The 16,742-nt window shown below is 36.0% G+C and carries 21 protein-coding genes and 2 pseudogenes; 19 read left to right on the top strand and 4 right to left on the bottom strand.

All coding sequences use genetic code 11. From position 1 onward, the window contains the following. Nucleotides 1-128 precede the first annotated feature (128 nt). The 3 genes and pseudogenes from KBU52_RS08870 to KBU52_RS06210 all read right to left on the bottom strand — a co-directional run. Nucleotides 129-447: pseudogene (locus KBU52_RS08870) on the bottom strand (transposase); the annotation flags it as partial. Between the two features lie 136 nt (nucleotides 448-583). After that, nucleotides 584-2,830: a bifunctional glutamate--cysteine ligase GshA/glutathione synthetase GshB gene (gshAB, locus tag KBU52_RS06215; protein ID WP_254724879.1), complete on the bottom strand. Its 2,247-nt coding sequence runs from the start codon at nucleotides 2,828-2,830 to the stop codon at nucleotides 584-586. Nucleotides 2,831-3,377: 547 nt separating this feature from the next. Continuing rightward, a pseudogene (locus KBU52_RS06210) lies at nucleotides 3,378-3,563 on the bottom strand (tyrosine-type recombinase/integrase); the annotation flags it as partial. A 632-nt stretch (nucleotides 3,564-4,195) separates the two neighbouring features. On the opposite strand from KBU52_RS06210, the gene KBU52_RS06205 reads away from it, so the two are divergent. The 10 genes from KBU52_RS06205 (at nucleotide 4,196) to KBU52_RS06160 (ending at nucleotide 8,577) form a co-directional block, all read left to right on the top strand. Then, entirely contained in the window at nucleotides 4,196-4,696 is a 501-nt protein-coding gene (locus tag KBU52_RS06205) for a hypothetical protein (protein WP_006151489.1), read from the top strand. A gap of 5 nt (nucleotides 4,697-4,701) precedes the next feature. Then, nucleotides 4,702-4,950 carry a hypothetical protein gene (locus tag KBU52_RS06200; RefSeq protein WP_254724880.1) on the top strand — a complete coding sequence of 83 codons (249 nt, stop codon included), beginning with the start codon at nucleotides 4,702-4,704 and terminating at the stop codon, nucleotides 4,948-4,950. A gap of 12 nt (nucleotides 4,951-4,962) precedes the next feature. Then, nucleotides 4,963-6,465, top strand: a complete 1,503-nt coding sequence (locus KBU52_RS06195; RefSeq protein WP_254724881.1) for a primase C-terminal domain-containing protein — start codon at nucleotides 4,963-4,965, stop codon at nucleotides 6,463-6,465. A gap of 88 nt (nucleotides 6,466-6,553) precedes the next feature. Further along, nucleotides 6,554-6,715 carry a hypothetical protein gene (locus tag KBU52_RS06190; RefSeq protein WP_000600806.1) on the top strand — a complete coding sequence of 54 codons (162 nt, stop codon included), beginning with the start codon at nucleotides 6,554-6,556 and terminating at the stop codon, nucleotides 6,713-6,715. 8 nt (nucleotides 6,716-6,723) lie between these two features. Continuing rightward, nucleotides 6,724-6,927, top strand: coding sequence for a hypothetical protein (locus KBU52_RS06185; protein ID WP_000878299.1), 204 nt, complete (start codon nucleotides 6,724-6,726; stop codon nucleotides 6,925-6,927). A gap of 15 nt (nucleotides 6,928-6,942) precedes the next feature. Continuing rightward, nucleotides 6,943-7,365, top strand: coding sequence for a hypothetical protein (locus tag KBU52_RS06180; RefSeq protein ID WP_001292117.1), 423 nt, complete (start codon nucleotides 6,943-6,945; stop codon nucleotides 7,363-7,365). Continuing rightward, entirely contained in the window at nucleotides 7,362-7,808 is a 447-nt protein-coding gene (locus tag KBU52_RS06175) for a thioredoxin domain-containing protein (protein WP_000661092.1), read from the top strand. The genes KBU52_RS06180 and KBU52_RS06175 overlap by 4 nt, the downstream gene beginning before the upstream one ends. Beyond that, nucleotides 7,801-8,031 carry a hypothetical protein gene (locus tag KBU52_RS06170; protein ID WP_000167063.1) on the top strand — a complete coding sequence of 77 codons (231 nt, stop codon included), beginning with the start codon at nucleotides 7,801-7,803 and terminating at the stop codon, nucleotides 8,029-8,031. Before KBU52_RS06175 ends, KBU52_RS06170 begins: the two co-directional genes overlap by 8 nt. 9 nt (nucleotides 8,032-8,040) lie before the next feature. Continuing rightward, nucleotides 8,041-8,265 carry a hypothetical protein gene (locus tag KBU52_RS06165; RefSeq protein WP_000284341.1) on the top strand — a complete coding sequence of 75 codons (225 nt, stop codon included), beginning with the start codon at nucleotides 8,041-8,043 and terminating at the stop codon, nucleotides 8,263-8,265. Nucleotides 8,266-8,325: 60 nt separating this feature from the next. Continuing rightward, complete coding sequence (locus tag KBU52_RS06160; protein ID WP_000436118.1) at nucleotides 8,326-8,577, top strand: hypothetical protein; 252 nt, start codon at nucleotides 8,326-8,328, stop codon at nucleotides 8,575-8,577. Here KBU52_RS06160 and KBU52_RS06155 read toward each other — a convergent pair. Continuing rightward, nucleotides 8,563-9,522, bottom strand: coding sequence for a hypothetical protein (locus KBU52_RS06155; RefSeq protein ID WP_000009937.1), 960 nt, complete (start codon nucleotides 9,520-9,522; stop codon nucleotides 8,563-8,565). The two genes, KBU52_RS06160 and KBU52_RS06155, sit on opposite strands and share 15 nt — an antisense overlap. Before the next feature lie 74 nt (nucleotides 9,523-9,596). Between KBU52_RS06155 and KBU52_RS06150 the strand changes: the two genes are divergently transcribed. The 9 genes from KBU52_RS06150 (at nucleotide 9,597) to KBU52_RS06110 (ending at nucleotide 16,734) form a co-directional block, all read left to right on the top strand. Then, a complete protein-coding gene (locus KBU52_RS06150) occupies nucleotides 9,597-10,598 on the top strand; it encodes a hypothetical protein (RefSeq protein WP_254724882.1) in 1,002 nt (333 codons plus the stop codon). 181 nt (nucleotides 10,599-10,779) lie between these two features. Further along, nucleotides 10,780-11,067: a hypothetical protein gene (locus KBU52_RS06145; RefSeq protein ID WP_070459287.1), complete on the top strand. Its 288-nt coding sequence runs from the start codon at nucleotides 10,780-10,782 to the stop codon at nucleotides 11,065-11,067. A gap of 404 nt (nucleotides 11,068-11,471) precedes the next feature. Next, the gene (locus tag KBU52_RS06140; protein WP_203179767.1) at nucleotides 11,472-11,807 is read left to right on the top strand and encodes a hypothetical protein; all 336 of its coding nucleotides are present in this window, start codon (nucleotides 11,472-11,474) and stop codon (nucleotides 11,805-11,807) included. After that, the gene (locus tag KBU52_RS06135) at nucleotides 11,800-12,147 is read left to right on the top strand and encodes a hypothetical protein (RefSeq protein WP_203179766.1); all 348 of its coding nucleotides are present in this window, start codon (nucleotides 11,800-11,802) and stop codon (nucleotides 12,145-12,147) included. Before KBU52_RS06140 ends, KBU52_RS06135 begins: the two co-directional genes overlap by 8 nt. Nucleotides 12,148-12,149: 2 nt before the next feature. Continuing rightward, entirely contained in the window at nucleotides 12,150-12,938 is a 789-nt protein-coding gene (locus KBU52_RS06130) for a DNA/RNA non-specific endonuclease (protein WP_254724883.1), read from the top strand. Between the two features lie 10 nt (nucleotides 12,939-12,948). After that, nucleotides 12,949-13,398 carry a hypothetical protein gene (locus tag KBU52_RS06125; protein ID WP_001069604.1) on the top strand — a complete coding sequence of 150 codons (450 nt, stop codon included), beginning with the start codon at nucleotides 12,949-12,951 and terminating at the stop codon, nucleotides 13,396-13,398. 10 nt (nucleotides 13,399-13,408) lie between these two features. Then, the gene (locus tag KBU52_RS06120; protein WP_000227716.1) at nucleotides 13,409-13,969 is read left to right on the top strand and encodes a hypothetical protein; all 561 of its coding nucleotides are present in this window, start codon (nucleotides 13,409-13,411) and stop codon (nucleotides 13,967-13,969) included. 18 nt (nucleotides 13,970-13,987) lie between these two features. Then, on the top strand, nucleotides 13,988-16,357 hold the full coding sequence (gene mobP2 / locus KBU52_RS06115; protein WP_001103206.1) for a MobP2 family relaxase: 2,370 nt from the start codon (nucleotides 13,988-13,990) through the stop codon (nucleotides 16,355-16,357). A gap of 116 nt (nucleotides 16,358-16,473) precedes the next feature. After that, a complete protein-coding gene (locus KBU52_RS06110) occupies nucleotides 16,474-16,734 on the top strand; it encodes a hypothetical protein (RefSeq protein WP_000424244.1) in 261 nt (86 codons plus the stop codon). The last annotated feature ends 8 nt before the right edge of the window (nucleotides 16,735-16,742 follow it).

Here is a 16,742-nt window from a genome sequence, read left to right as displayed (position 1 = left end):
GGTCTTAAGAAAGCTCGTAAAGCATCACAATTTAGTAAACGTTAAAACTTATTTACATTTATTAAAAGCATTTCGTATCAAAAATACGAGATGCTTTTTTTCTAGCTTAATTTTACAAATTGGATTTTGAAGGACACCATGGACCTATTTTCAAGTTGATAACGACTACAAATTTGTTCTGGAGACCATGAAGATCGTAATCGCTCTTTAATTTCCTACTTCAATTCACAGGAGTCTAACTCGATTTTCTTCCCTTCTGCTTCGCCAATTGTTCATTGTGTGTTTGTGCTGCTTTTGCAGAGTAAGTGTCATTACCACACTTAATTCTCTTGAGAAGGTTGATTTGTGAACGCCTAATTTTCTAGCTATTTGGCAGGGTTTGAGACCTAATTCTAGGTAAGTCTCTATCTTAATTCGCTCAATTATGGTAATATGATGGTAGCTTATAGATTTCTCCCGTGTTCTGTTTAGTGTGGTTACTTACAGTTTACACGAGATTGGGCTCTATGAGTTTTTTGTTGCACTATATTTTACCATTTATCAAATATAAAAAAGTAAGCTCAGAAAATCTCTGATCTTATTCTCATATCTCTCCAAACAACTTCCGTAAAATTTTCGGTGTGATACGTTGTCCTGGCCCTACGTAAGTATAGGCGTGCAGGTACATGGCAGGATTGAAGTTGAGTTCGATACAGGTGCAATTTGGTAGCTCCTTACTAGCAGGCTTGGTGTAGTCTGGGATAATCAAATCGACTCCACAGGCCCAAGCCCCCATAGCAGTCGCCATATCGGCAGCTAGTTGTTTGTAACTCTCGCCCATCTGGTCAGTCATGTCAATGGAGTCGCCTCCAGTTGAGATATTAGAATTACCACGCAGAAAGGTTTGGCTACCTTTAGGCAAGACTGTATCAGGTGTGTAACCCTGCTGTTCCAACATGAGTAATTCAATATCACCCAGATTGATGATTTCAAGAGGTGAGCGATGGTCTCGACCACGCAGAGGGTCTTGGTTTTTCTTTTCGACTAATTCTCGGATGCTTGAGCTTCCGTCGCCTACGACATTGGCCGCAACGCGGAGCACGACAGCCTCGCATTTTCCATCCAAGATAAAGAAACGGTACTCGGTCCCTGCCACAAACTCCTCGACTAGCACATGGCTATCTTCCGAAAAGGCGATGTCTAGGGCTTTTTCATAGCCAGAAAGGCTTGTTGACTCTTGGAAGATGGAAATGCCTAGACCGAAGTTGGTGGATTTGGGTTTGACAACAATAGCAGAGTTGGCTATTTGTCCGTAGTACCGCAAGGCATCGTCCTTGTTAGCAAATTCTGCTCCCGCAGGTACTGGATAACCAGCCTTGTCCAAAATCTTTTTGGTCACAACCTTATTAGCCATGGCCAGTGGAATTACGTAGTTATCTTTGGATGTCATGTTGCTATTTTTAATGTACTCCACATGGTCACCATGCCAGAGTTTGAGAAATTGGTCTTCCTCATCTAAAATTTCTACGTTCAAGCCCAGCTGAATGGCGTCAAAGAGAATCATTTGGGTGGAGAGTTCCATGTTTTCATAGCCTTTGAGGGCATAAGGTGCTGTCCAAGCATAGTCATGAAAGGCTTGTCCTTGTTGTTGGCCAAATTTTTCAAGGGACCCTTCTTCAACCTGCTCTGCTATTTTTCCAGAAAGGGTCAAACGTGGATCAAGAAGAGAGGCCTCCACCTTAGTGATAAGCTGGCTATAATAGTCATCCAGTCCAAAGTGAGCGACGATGTCCTTCATGGCTGTCACGATAGGTTTAGGGTCAGCCTCTTTAGGAAGTGGTGTGTGGGGATGGCTGAGAGCGATTTGGTTGTTGAGAGTAGCAGCTACTGCCAATTCTTCGTCGACTTGCTCCATGTCGTCTAGCCACAAGAGTGCGAGTGCAAAGAGGTGGGTGGTGTCTAGTGTTTCTTGGCTGATTGCCAGTGGCTCAAAGGGGTTGAGGTCAAAGTTGCGGAACTCTAGATAGGAGATGCCCTTAGTCAAAAAGTCCCGGCTAGTCTTAGCACCGCGTAAACGGATGGCAGAGTAAAATTCTTTTTCAGAGGACAGTTGCCCAGATCCAACAGCGTTTTCGATGTCGGTCACGTATTGCTCCAGTGAAGAGAAGGAAATGTGAACATCGGGGGCATTGACATAGCCGTAGTTGGAGTTACGAATCGACCGCACGCAACCAATTTCATCTGTCAAAAACCCTTTTTCTGCTAGCGGGCTTGCTCCGTAAAGGTAGGTCAAGAGCCAGCGATAACACAAGAAGTTCTGAGCTAACTTGAGATAGAGGGCATTCTTGAAGGTCAGTAAATCGTCATAGTCACTGACTTCAAAGAGCTGCTGGGTCAGATCTTTGCCGAGTTCAAAATTATAGTGAATTCCAGATATGGACTGGAGCAATTTGCCGTAGCGTTCTGCCAAACCAACTCGGTATTGATACTCGTAGTCACTTTCCAACTGGGCAATCTGAATCTCTTCTTCTACAATCACAGGTGGCATGGATAAAGGCCAAAGATATTCTGACTTATCCATTGAGCGAATAGCCACATCGGTGATGGCCCCGAGGAAGCGACGAGCTTCCGTGGTCGACTGTGCTACCGGTGTAATGAGCTCTAGTTGAGGTTCGCTATAATCTGTCTGGATATAGGGATGGAAACTGCGAGAACCCAATTTTTCAGGGTGTGGCGTTTGAGCGACACGGCTTTCAGTATTGATTCGTAGAGATTCGCGCTCCAGACCAAAGGTAGCTTGTAAGATGGGAGTATTTGGGGATAATTTTTGAAATACGTTTGATAGGTTCATGATTGGGCCTCGAAATAACTAGTTTCTCTATTATTTTATCAGTTTGTTAAATAAACTCAACTTTCTGCTACGGAGATGGAGAAGGAAATGCTCGGACGAATTGACTATTTACTTGCATTAAATATAAGCAAAAGCATTAGTAGAAGTATTGAAACTACACCTAATAGTTTTTTCCCCACACTCAATCTCTCATTTCTGTCTTTTTTTCGTAGACAGTTATAAAGTCGATCAGAATAAACCTTGTAAGTGTATAAGTTAATTCTTACAGACCTAAACTATTCCCCTATTTAAAAAATAATGATTCATATTTTATGAAATTAATTAGTAGATATAGTTCTGAAAAGCCGTTATATTACGCTGTTTTTAGTCCAACTGAAATCCATACTTTCCAAACCAGGTCTTAAGAAAGCTCGTAAAGCATCACAATTCTCAAAACGTTAATCAATACGATTATATCAACGTTTACAGACATTCAAGAATTTACTCTTGGATGTCTTTTTTGTTTCAAAAAATTAAAGTTCACCCCAAAGTTTACCTTATTTTCACCTTATTGTTTTAGAGACTGTAAGGCAAATTCACCGACGGCCATAGGGACTACATTAGAAGTATTGACATAAATCTGTGTTGTACCTGTGTCGCTATGTGTTAGAGCTTCAGAAATGGCTTCTAAGCTCATTCCTGCTTGTTTAGCGAGAGTAGCACCTGGATGTCGTAATTTATGATAGGTTGCATGTTAAAGATTTTTGGATCAAGGTGTTGTGCGAGATACAGAAACTGCCTCCAAATCATTACTTGCAAAAATCGAGTAACTAGGAGCAAGCTTGGTTGAAGTTAGCGGTTCGTTTTAGAGCTTAGATATAGAAAGAAATGTAGAGTATAAGAATCATATTGAGGATGTATTAGAGGCTCGATATCGGGAGAATAAAAACTATTACAAACAAGTGGAAGAAAGAAAAGTCTAAAATAGTTTGTAATAAAATAAGTTGGTTTTTATTGTTTTTAGTTAGAAACAAAAAGTAAGTATGCAAAGAAAAACTGTCGATCGATAGTTTTTTTGTTTGTTCAAAAATAATTAAAATAAAACAGTATAAAAATGAAGTAAGTGGTAAGAGTTTTTAGAAAATCAAATAATTCAATATTTTTAGGAGAACAGAGAAATCTGTTCTCTTTTTTGTTCGCTTAAAATTCTATTTGAAAGGAGTTAAATGATGATAGGATTAGAGATTGTAATGAATTTAGACACGTTAGAAATCTTTGACGTTATCGATCATGATAAGAATGGAAACAGCGAACAAGCGCCTACAGCCATCCAATTAAGCTTATTTGACTCAATGACGTGCATTTGACAGAAGGAGATATATTGGAATGGACAGAGAAGCGCTATACAATGAATTAATTCAAAGCGAACCATTAGGTTTCATTGATCCGTTTTCTGACCTTGGAGAATTCGATCCTCTTCAGCTGAAATTTAAACAACCCGTAAAGGACTTAGTGAATCGATATTCAGGACAACCTTACAGCTTGGTCTGGCAACATAAAATTATGGAAATGCGGAAGTTGTTTATTGCCTATCAGATAGCATTAAATGAAGAAGATAAGCAGATTAACTTTCAGAGAAGAACAAGAAGCGAAGAGTCCAAAGAACATGCTACAACTATTGTAACAACCTATTTGAAGCTGGGATTTAGTTTTAAAGAAATTGAGAAGCGTGTTTCTTTATCTTACAAACAACTTCGTCGAGGATGGAGAAGAAGTGATCACATCATGACATATAGTCCTGAATTTTATAGCAAAAGGGACTTATCTGAAGGTTACTGTTTACCGAGTAAAAAGCTACCTAAAAGTATGAGAATCAATGAGGAGTAATTATTATGAAAGAAGCAGTATTAAAGAGGAGTGTTTGTACTTGGGAACGTCTTCTAGATGAACTATTACAAAACGAAACAAAGGTGGAGAAGGATGAAATTGATCTAATTCCAATTAAAACATCTTGTAGAAAAAAGTATTTCTGGATAGCAGAGGTAAATGTTGAAAATCAGCACAACACAAGTACTACTGAATTTGGGTATTGCCCATTTTGTGGGTTAAAGAAACAAGAGACTCTTATAGTTGATTTGTAGAAATTAAAAAACATGAAAAAGATTGATTTATTAAAATGTTTATCTATCATCACAAAAGATGGATTAAGAACACAAAAATTTAAGAATAGCCATCTACAGCTCATCTCTTCAGCTGAAGAAGGAAGACGAGGATCGGTATTTGCTTATCGTTCAAAAGCGAATATGGTTAAGGCACGTGGTGTTGTTTTAACCTCTGTCGAATCATTGCTGGAGAACCAGGATCAGTTTACGCACTGGACCCCTAACGTATATTGCTACGGAAGCTATAGCGATGCTGGTCGACGGATTACACGTGGGCACTCTGAAGATAATCTTAGACAGATTAACACATTCTACATTGACTTCGATATTACCTCTGCAGCTGAAGAAATGACGACAGGAGATATTTTAACCGCTTCTCTGGAGTTAGGTTTTATGCCAACGTTGATTCTAAAATCTGATAAGGGATTTCAAGCCTATTTTGTCCTCTCAGGATCAGCTTATGTTACAGCTCATTCTCAATTTCGAGTGGTGAAGGTGGCTAAAGCTATCTCTCAAAATTTGAGAAATTACTTTGCTCAAACTTTACCAGTAGATTTGACTTGTAACCATTTTGGGATTGCTCGTATTCCTCGAACTGATAATGTCGAATTCTTTGAACCTGACTATACCTATTCGTTCCAGGAGTGGTTAGATTGGTCAATGAAGCAATCAGAACTTCCTTTCCCAAGTAAAAAGCCCAATTTGACGGTTATTTCAGGCTCTGAAGGGGTGAAACAGATTGATGAACCCTGGTATCAATTGCTGATGAGAGAGGGGAATATCAAAGGTGGAAAAGCCTTGATGGGAAGAAACAACGTTCTTTTCACGCTAGCTTTAGCCAACTTCTCTTCAGGAATTGATCAGGAAGAGTGTGAGGAGGTTCTTTCTAGTTTTAATGCGAATCTAGACGAGCCACTCTCTTCAGCTGAATATCATAAGATTATCACAAGCGCCTACTCAGGAAAATATGAAGCTGCTAGTCGTGATTATGTGATGACTTTATGTAAAGCATGGGTCAATCAGGAACTCAAGGCTTCAGATCTCTTTGTGAAGCAACGTTGGTACAAATTCAAGAAGAAACGTGCTGACAGGAAGAATAGTCATCTCTATGAATGGAAAACAGACGTAATGGCCTATTTAGAAGGTTTCTATCAATCCGAGGATCCATTTATCCAGACGACGAAAAAAGAGATACGAGAGAAGTTGAACATTCCTGAGCGCTCATTAGACAAAGTATTGAAGGTTCTCAAAACAGAACAAAAGATCTTCTTCACAGTCAAACACGGCCGTGGAGGAGGCATCAGATTAGCCTCTATCAAAGCAATCTTGCTTTCCCTTATCAAGGTGAAGAAAGAACGTCAGGAGGCTTATATGGCCAATATTGCTGCTTTCTTTGAAGAAAGTATAGAGTTCACTCAGAGAGTGATAGAATGGGTTAAAGATGGCTTTAAACAAACACAACAACTATCTTTATTTGAGCTTGATATTGGATAATTTTAAAAACCCGCAATCTGCCTTACATTTATATCTACGATTATTGCTCAGATATAAATGTATATAAAATAATCTATGGAGGAATGATATGATTTTGATTTTAGTTGGATTCTTTAGCCTTATATTTGTAGGAGGACTTTTCTTAGTTCTCTCACTTATAGGGATTCGTCAACAAGTTCGTTTTGAAAACGGATATGATTCTGAATTAGAGACAGATCGATTGGCAATGATTGGCCAAAATAGAAAGTGAGAAGAAGAATGAAGTACGTAATTTTCAGTTTTGAATTAGGTGACTATATTTGTAATGGGGAGAATAAAGTTTTAGTTTTTGATACCTTGGGACTAGCTTTTCAGTATCTTCAAAAACATTACCGTAAACCACTTCCTGAACAAAGAAAAAAGAGATTGATTCACTATCCTGACGTGTATCAAGCTCCGTTTAGACTTTTAAAAGTTTGTTAGGAAGGAGAAAGGTCGATGTCAGAGTTATTCAAAATCATTAGAGGATACTACCTAACAGGGGTTGGTCAGGAACCATTGGCTTATTATTTTAAGCTTTCATCGGATAATTTAAAATTTGAGTCTGTTTCTGCAGGGGATGTGGCTTTAACTTTTTATCAAAACGAGGAGAGTATTTCTAGCATTCCAGCGATCATTAGAGTAGATAGTGTTATCTCGAATGATAAAATGATTTCAGATTACCTGCAGGAGGAGTTGAGAGATCATTATCCAATGTTGCCAATTGTCCGTGTATTGGATTCCGAGGAATTTGATCCTTTACTCTTTCAAGAAGTGATGACAACGTTCACTAACTTGAAATTAGAAATAAAAGAATTGGCCAAGATTGATTATGTTCAAGGTTCCATATTTGATTTTATGGATGAGGAGGAGATAGGATGAAAGAGCTTTTTACGCATGTTAAGTTAGCTCTAGGGACTCTTCTTGTCATTTTACTTGTGAGTCTCGCAGTTTTAGGAGGATATAGGCTGTATAAAGATTATTTTATCTTAGATTATGATCCTCACCTTACTCAGAAGGAATACCAGAATACTGTACTTGATCAAAATGTAAATCTAGTATTTTATAAAAAAGATTGTCCTTACTGTCAGGTTGGAAAAAGTGTGGTTGTAGATGCAGCCAATAAAGGTTCCTATCCTACATTTTACATTGACACTCAGACAGAAGAAGGTCAAAAGTTGGTAGAAAAATACCAGGTTGAAAAAGCTGCAACTATCATTAAGATTCGTAAGGGAAAAATAAAGAAATATCTATATGCTTCAAGAGATTCAGAGGAAAAGATTGTAGCAGATGAGAAAAGTATTCAGGAGGCCATAAATGACTAAAAGGGTAAAGCTAAGTAAATGGGCCGAGACAGCCTTTCAAAATGATTGTGAACTATGGCGTACTAGGACAAATGAAGGAATGGTTGTTTTAGGAAAATTATCAGATGGAACGTTTACCCTACATCGTTTTAATGATGAGGGAGGAAGACTAACACATATTTCTCAAGATGAGGCTCTTTGGCTAACATTGGATTTGGCACCTGAAAAGTTAGGTTGTATTTAAGGAGACAGTATGTATCAAATTTTAAATGCTATTGCGCATGGCGTGGTTGGAACTATCTTGATTGCGATCTGGTTTGTACCGCTCTTCAGGATAACTATATGTGATAACTTTGGAAATGAAATTAAAACGAAAAGGCTGCCATTAGCGTTCTTAATGTTACTAAAAAGTGTTTGGCCGAAAAGTAAGGTTTCATTTATTTGGAAAGGATATAAGAAGCATGGGAATCAGAGATAAGCCATTATTATAAAACCATAAATAGATACTATGTAGAATTAGAAAGGTGAAAATAAGAATATGGAACAAAAATATTACGCTGTTCTTATGCAAATCAATGTTGGAAAAAGTGTCTGGTTAGTCCAACAAAAAAATGGTCAATTAGCTTGGTCAGACGAAATCAGCGGTACAAGAGTTTTTAATAGTTTTGAGGAAGCTAGGGAAGCTGTTGAAAATCATTTTCTAGAGAATTTTAGATTTATTGGTTCATACAAAATTATAGAGTTCACTTATCAAGAATTGTTAGATTTTGAAATATTAACTGATGACTAAATAGTCCAAAATATCTTCATAGCTTACGTCGGGATTAATGTATTTCTTAGAACTATGCTTAACAAACTTTCCAAAGTAAAATAGTTTAAGAGGTTGTTTATCTTTTGATGCTTTTTCTAATATTTTCAGCTTTCCTTTAACTCCATGATGGCTAGCGAGGCTTTTGTTAATCGTTATAGTTGGATAATTAGAGTCTTGTTCAATTGTGCATAAACTATGGAATCTAACTAAAAAATAACTTTTTTCAGGGTTCTCTTTGTTGTCAATAGACTTTACTGTTGCAGTATCATAATAGATATGAACATCTTCTAGGTTTATTCCTCTTTGGTTTGCTTCTTTTAGATTGACAAAGTATCTTTCGAGTTGGATTTCTCTTTTATATTTATCATAGAATGTATACTTCTCTCCAGACTGGTATTCTAAAAAATAATTGACTAAGTCTCTGAGTTGTTTCACATGGCTACGGAAAGTCCTCTTGTCCTCATCAGTACGAGAGGAATGAGAGCTCTGACGATGAATTTCATCTTTATTTGACTCAGAAGAAAAATTGGATTCGTCTTTCTGTCTAGGTTTAGTTATAGTAGCCAAGCTCCCTTTAACAAGGTCTAAGTCAATAATCAGTTTATTTTTCTCACGATAAAAAGAGATATGATTTTCAGACGTTACTTCTTGTTCCCTTTGTTGATAATGTTCAATCATACGTTGACAATTATTAGGGTCATGTTTTTGATTTCTTGCCCCAGGAGTAAAATAGGGAGTTTTATTAAAGTCTGGATTATTGAAGTTAGCTAAGGTTAATTTGAAGGAGCATTTTTCTCCACATTGAAATTTTTTGGCATCAGTTAAATGATTAGGAGTTCCGATTAGAGAACAGGAAAAATCAAAGGCTTCTTTTGGAGTTACGTGTTGTTTTAATTCTAAACTATAAGCAGATTGAAAAGACATAAATAATTACCTCACTAATAATTTTTATTTTATTTTATCATTATTTCACATAGAATAGAAAGGATAAATCTATCATGATAGAGACAGCAAAACGATGGATTGAAAAGATAAAATCTAGCCCAATTTTGAAGCCATTTATTAAGACTAAAGTTTGGTTTCAAGAGAATATTATTAAGAGAAAACTAGTCATTTTCTCAATGTTGTTTGTGACCTGGTTAAGTCTTTTGATGGGAGCGATTTTCTCACCACAAAGACAAACATATACCTCAGAACAGCTCAAAACAAAGCAGATTTTTGCGAATGGCAGTGGTGAGATAAAACTTGTTAGCCAGGAATATTCACCAGATACTGGAATTATTGTTTTACAATTTGAGACGAAAGATGCTACGACTTCGATAGATCGGGGCATCGATGCCAAACGATTGAAATGGAAACTCTATGCGCAACATAAAGACTCAAAAATAGAGATGGATGTTGTACCAATCATTGATAATAAAGTATCAGTCATTATTAAAGGAGTTCCAAAAAATTTTGGTGCATTTGCGATTGATGTGACGAATCAGACAGTCTCTTCTAGCTCAATTGATGTGAATATTTCATCGCCATCCAGTGATTCTAAAAAGGTTTCTCAGAAGAAATCTGAAGAAGATGACACTGTACAATTCTTTGTAACTCCTCAAAATCCTCAGCTTGAAATCAAAGCTATTGAGGTTGTCTCCAGAGAAGAATTTACTCTGCAAGAAATCGAAAAAGAGATCAGTTTCCAGAATGAACAGTCTCAAAAATTGACAACATCAATTTCTCAATTGAAGGAATCTATTGAAGATGATAACTCACGAAAAGCGAGTCTTCAAACAGAAGCAAAATATCTAACAGGTGATGATCTCGAAGCCAATCAAAAGAATATTGCTACGCTGGATACAAATATCGAAACGAAGAACAGAACTATTGAAACAGCTTATAAAAACATTGAGAAGTTAAAGGCTAAATTGGAGTCTTTGGACAAGAAAAAACAGGCAGTCAAAGATGGAACATTTGAATTTTCAAACCCTATTGAAACTGTAGAAATGAATTAAAAAAGTGAAACAAAGAGCGCATTTTCGATGATAAGCGAGTTTGTGTTTACCAACAAATAGCAGTCAAAAATCCCCTTAATTTTTGAATTAAGGGGATTTATTTTTTATGATTGTCCCTTTAAAAAATAATTTGAGATTTTCGGTTACAATTGGATTAATTAAATAAAAAGGAGAAGTAATCATGGCTAAAAATGATTTAACAAAAATTGATAATCAACTAGAAGAGGCAAAGAAAAGAGTTGCCCTTTTAGAAAAGGAACGTAAAGATGCAGAAGAGAATCTTCAAAAACAAATTGGTAAAATCTATGTTCAAATTCAATTGAAGAAAGATAAAAATCAGTCGTATGAATCAATTTTAGAAGAGTTAAAAATGGAATTAAACCTCATCAAAGAAGAGGAAAAAGAACAACGTTTAGCAGCGAAGAAAAATCGTGAAGAAGGTTCTCTTCCAGCTGAAAATCAGTCTTAATTTTTGAGTTTTGAATTTCTAAATAAAGTCAAAAATGGTGTATGTAAAAGTATGTAAAGAATAAAAACAGTGTAAGTATAACACCTATAAAGTGTGTAAAGGTAAGTATAGCATGTGTGTGTAAGTAGGCGAAGCCGAGAAAATTACCGGTACTGGAAACGTTGATACTATCAACATATCACGGTACGTGATATCAGTTTCCCTTATGCTCTTTTCTACCACAACACACCTAAAAAGGACCTTAGTCCCTCTGTGTGTGTTAGTGTGTTGAAAAACCGCAAAAATAGAACCGTAACGGTTCGTGATGTTGCGAGGTTGAAGTTTTCTTTTTTGCTTCTTTTTGCTTTTGCTTCGACAAAAGAAAAAAGAAGGGCGCTGTTTTTTAGAAAGGAAAATTTAAAATAATGGCAAATATAAAACAAAATCGAATTGAGATTAGAGGGCTTACTGATGATGAAATTAATTATCTAAAATCTCTTGCTAAGAAAAATAAAGCCAACTCATTTAACGATTTTCTGCTCTCAATTTGTCGTGAAAAAATTGAGTACGGAAAATTTAATCGTGCTCAAGATTTGTATGTTGCTCATTTAGAAAATATGAAATTAGCTTCTGACCATGTTCTGGAACAAATGAAAAAACAGACAAGGATACTATCAGAATTTGAAGAAAAAATGGATCGCTATGGCGATCATATTTCACGTTGGTTAGAGTATGAAGGGGAGGTGGAAAGTGATGACTAAAAATTTTTTAATTAGAAATGTTCCTGATGATATGTTTGAACAACTTCAGGCCATTTCAAAAAAATATAACTATCCAAGTTTTAATGAGTTTATGTTATCGCAAGTTCAAAATATCGTAATGAATGACGGATTGAATTTGTATGATAATCAATTTGCGGAAACATTGTCCGATATCAAAAACCAACAAAGTCAGATTTTAGAATTGATGTTGAAGAATGACATTTCTCTTTCAGCTTTAAATGTTAAACAAGATATTGTAAATGAACTAACGACAAATTGGTTACATTTTATGGATGATGCATCTGCACTTGAAGCTGAGCGACGGTCAGGTGGTGTTTGAAAATGAAGAAGAATAAATCTCTGTTCCTCATTCTAATTTTTCTTGCGATCTTTATCGTACAACCTAACAATTTTAATGCTATCAAATCTGGCTTGACACAAAATGATATCCCAAATCAATTGAACATAGCCGATTCAGCTGAAGAAAAAAATTCCAACTCAAATTTGAATCCTACTCTGAAAAATGATGATTTGAAATCGAAGGAGTATGATGAAAAAAATCAAGTGATTGTCGTCAATGAAAAATCACAATTTACAAAAGACGAATTGAGTTTAGAAAATGGCAGCTGGGAAAAATATTCTGATCTAGATTTTTTAAACCGTGTAGGAATTGCTGAAGCGATGTTGGGAAAAGATTTGATGCCAACTGAAGATAGAGAATCTATTTCGTCTATTACACCAACAGGATGGAAAAATAAAAAAATAATTTTCAACGGAAAAGAAGATTATTTATATAATCGTTCTCACTTAATCGGTTTTCAATTAAGTGGAGAGAATGCGAATGCTAAAAATTTATTTACAGGTACACGTGCTTTAAATGCAAATTTTGAAGATGAACAATCATCAATGGTTTACTATGAAAATAAGATTGCTAACTACATAAAAAATACGAACCACCATGTCCGCTATCGAGTAACACCTATATTTAGAAATGTGGAATTAGTTGCTAGAGGAGTTCGTATGGAAGCACAGAGTATTGAAGATGATGAGATCTCATTTGATGTATATATCTTTAATATTCAACCAGGATACAAAATCAATTATTTGACAGGATCATCTCAGAAAAATTGAGGAGGGAAAAATGAATCCAAGACTTAGCTTATATTTTAGCGAAGAAACACATGAAAAATTTAAGGAAATAAAATCCTACTTGAAAGAATCGTCTGCTTTGCAGAAACAGTATCGAAATAATTCAGCAACGCTTGTCACTTTGATTGAAGTTTTTTATAAACTTTTTATTGAATTAGGAGAAGGAAAAAATTTCTATGAGCGACTGACTCAGCTGGAAAAAAATTTTGGGGATGCCTTTGATTCTGGAAATGATAACAAGGCAATTCATCGTCAACTTGATCAAATTCTCTATCTAACGCTAACCAACTTTCATGCTATTACGAAAGATGATTTTGATGTTCAAGAATTGGAATCTATTCATTCACGATTGGATCCTACACAGCATGAATTGATGGCAAGAATCAACGATGTCATTCAAGAAGATATTGCACGTGGTCAAACTATCAAACATTCTCATTGAGGTACAGTAAATGGTAGATATTGTTGAAATCTATTTAGAAACAGGAGATTTTCATGAAGCGGTGAAACAGTCAGGGCTGCCTACTCATATAGCTCATTTGAAATTAATAAAGAGTGGCTGCCTTAAAATTCAAGATAAAATTCAGTATGGTTCTAGGACAGCTAAGCTCGGGGGAATGGCCGAGGAGCTTTTTCAAAAATATGTTCCAGATGCAACGGATGCGAATAAGTATTTCAAGAAAAATAATCCAGTATATGATTTTTGGCTAGATGGTCTAACGATTGATGTAAAATACAGCTCATTGTATAAAAGGAAAAACGGGAACTCTCATCACTGGCAATTGAGGACAAAAGGAAATCAAGATTTTATTGTCGCCTTTTTAGAACGAGAAAGTGGTTCAGAGTTAGAAGAACCAAATATCTTATTGATTCCCATGCAATTTATTGAAGAGCAAAAAGAATTACACATTTCTCAATCAGGACGGTGGATCAATGATTTTCAAGTTGAACCTGAAGAATTACAACCGTTATTAAAAGACTATGCTCTTTTAAGAAAAAATGGACTATTTTAATTCAAAGAGAGGAAAATAATGAACGTATCTTCTAGTCCAAGTATTACCTTCATGCTGCAATATACAGAAGCAAATAGTGGGTTTGTAGACTACACCAATAGAGACGAAGCTGTCGAGGTTGATAATGAATTAAATTTAGAAACGCACAGACAAAATATTGAGTCTCTAACTGAAGATGAACTACAAAAAATCCAAGCTGAAGTTCCAGAAACAAAACTTAATTTCCAGGAGTACATCGATTATATGAATCGTTCTTATGCTACTGAAAACCAAAATGAAGAGATGACAGCGATTTTTACAAAAGAGGCCAATTACTTGCAGCGTAGCAAAGTAACTGAATTGAAAAGTAAGTTAGAACAGGCTTATCAAAATGGCTCTCTTCTATGGCAGGGTGTTATCTCTTTTGATAATGATTTTTTAGCCAAAGAAGGATTATATGATTTGGAAACTGGGAAAGTCGATCAGCAAGCTATCAAGTCTGTCATACGTGAAGCATTGCCAAGGTTGATTGAAAAAGAAGGCTTATCTGATTCATCATTTTGGTGGGCCAATATTCACTTGAACACGGACAATATTCATGTGCATTTTGGTTTATCTGAAGTTGAATCTGCAAGAGAAAAAATTTTCTATCGACCTCGTGGACGAATGGAATTTAGAGGAAACTTTTCCCAGAAAACTATTGAGCGTTTTAAAAGTGATGTTTTTCATGGTCTGTTGAATGAACAGACTAGAGGAATGATTGTTCGACGAGAACAAATCTTGGCGAATATCAGAAGTGAATTGATTAATTCTGTATTTAGAGATCAGAAGGTTCGTTCTTCGGCTGAAAAAAATTTTTTGGAGCAGGCTTACAACCATTTGCCAATGGATAAAAAATGGCGTTATGGATCAAATGCAAGAGATTTTGCAGTCAGTAAATTCTTCCTTGACCGCTATCTGGACTCCTATTTAGAAAATGATGGGAAAGAGCTCTATCAAGAATTTCTGAAAGAAACGAAGAACTTTCTAGAAACCTATAGAGGAGCTTATTCAGCTGAAAAAAAATCAACCTACGAGAAGATTCGGAAAGTTGATGGTCGTTTTGAGAAAACACAACAGGAGGCTGCAGGCTATCATCTGCAGCAATTAATAGCGAGTCGAGAGAAGGAATTGAGAGAACGACTAGCAAATAAGATCTTGCACCTATTTCGTGAGAATGCTCCTGAAATAGCTGACGTTCGGCTGGAAAAAAATTTGGCCAATTTCTCAGTAAAGAACCAACAAAGGATTTTAGAACAGGATCCAAATGCAAGTGTTATCAAAACACTAGATTCCTGGAAAAAACTGGGTTATGATTTGAAAGATGGGGCAAAACCCATTGAAATTACAAAACCAGTCTATGCTGCTTATGACAAACACGGAACAGGTTTGGGACGTCCTGAATATGTTACGGAATTAGTTTATGATGTGAGTCAGATGAAAGAAGACTTACTGAAGAAGCAACTTGGTTTACGAGACTTATCGCTATTTTCTTCGGCTGATTTGAAAGATCTTGTAGAAGCAGCTAAAAAGAAAAGTGATCGATCATTAAAAGAGCGCCAGGAGTTAGGAACATTTCGCTATGCTTTAAAATTGAGTTTATTGGAGGAAAAACAAAGTAGTTTATTAGTTCGTAAAACTCTTTTTGATCAAATTCAACCACTTGAAACGGATCAGCCATTTGTTGAATTGAAAAAGAAGGAGATTCTTCAAAGACTGAAGCTGACTGAATTGCAACTGACTCCAAATTATAAACTAGGTGAAGCAGACCAATCTTTAAAACAATCTCTTGCTAACCAATTTGAAGATAGTGTTTCTTTTTCAGTAGAAAAGGCTGATTCATTAACAATTCAAGCACCTATTAAACGTCTGAAGGGAGAATTAGCGGCAGTTCAACCTCTTCAAGATGAAGGAGTGCTGACTATTCTAAAGGGCTATCCTGTTACGAAAGATAGCTATATAGAAGAACTACAGACCCATATCTCAATTTTTCAGCTGAAACATCAGATTTACAGTCGAAACAAGGAAATTTCACAAACGACTGATCAAACGACTATTCAAAAATTAAAACGGGAGAATGCGAAAGGATTTTCTGAACTCAAATCACTCTATCAAAAAATATTGCCAGAGGAAGAAAGCAATCAGAAAAGTCAGTTAGCTCAAGCTGTTTCACATAAAATGCAAGAAAGGAAGAACTTGCAAAGAAAAAACGTCCAACAATCCCAAGGCAAAGCAATCATCAATACAGATTTTATGAGAAATTTGACCAATTCTCTTCAAAGGGCCCAACGTGCAAATAAAAAAGCCCTTATGGAACGTGAGAGAAGTGATGAGAGGCAAGAACTTGAGGAAAAAGGACAAAGTATATAAGAGTCATTGTAAAAGCAATGACTTTTTTGTTGAAAATGGAATTATATTGTCCCTTTAACTGTGATTTTTCGATTATTACATAGAATAGAAGGATAAAAAGAGAAAGGAGAAGAAAAATGGAGCTAGTATTTCCAGATGTAGCAGTTGAAGCCTTTGACTTTTCAGCTGAATGGTTAATTACGGCAATGAATGCCGATAATAAGCAAGTGCATTTTGAGGGTCAAGGAAGAAATTCTGATTTAGAAATGGTTCTAGATTTTAAGGAAAATTCTGAGCTATTTGAATCTTTTTCAGTAGGGGAATTGGTTCACTTAGATCCAGAAACGTTTCTACAAGCAGAGAAAGAGCCGTACAAACCACAGTATGAAGGATTTTAAGGAGATTT

The sequence above is a fragment of the Streptococcus sp. 9.1(2021) genome (assembly GCF_030466425.1).
Taxonomy (GTDB): Bacteria; Bacillota; Bacilli; order Lactobacillales; family Streptococcaceae; genus Streptococcus; species Streptococcus wuxiensis.
This window is presented reverse-complemented; position numbering and strand designations above follow the sequence as displayed.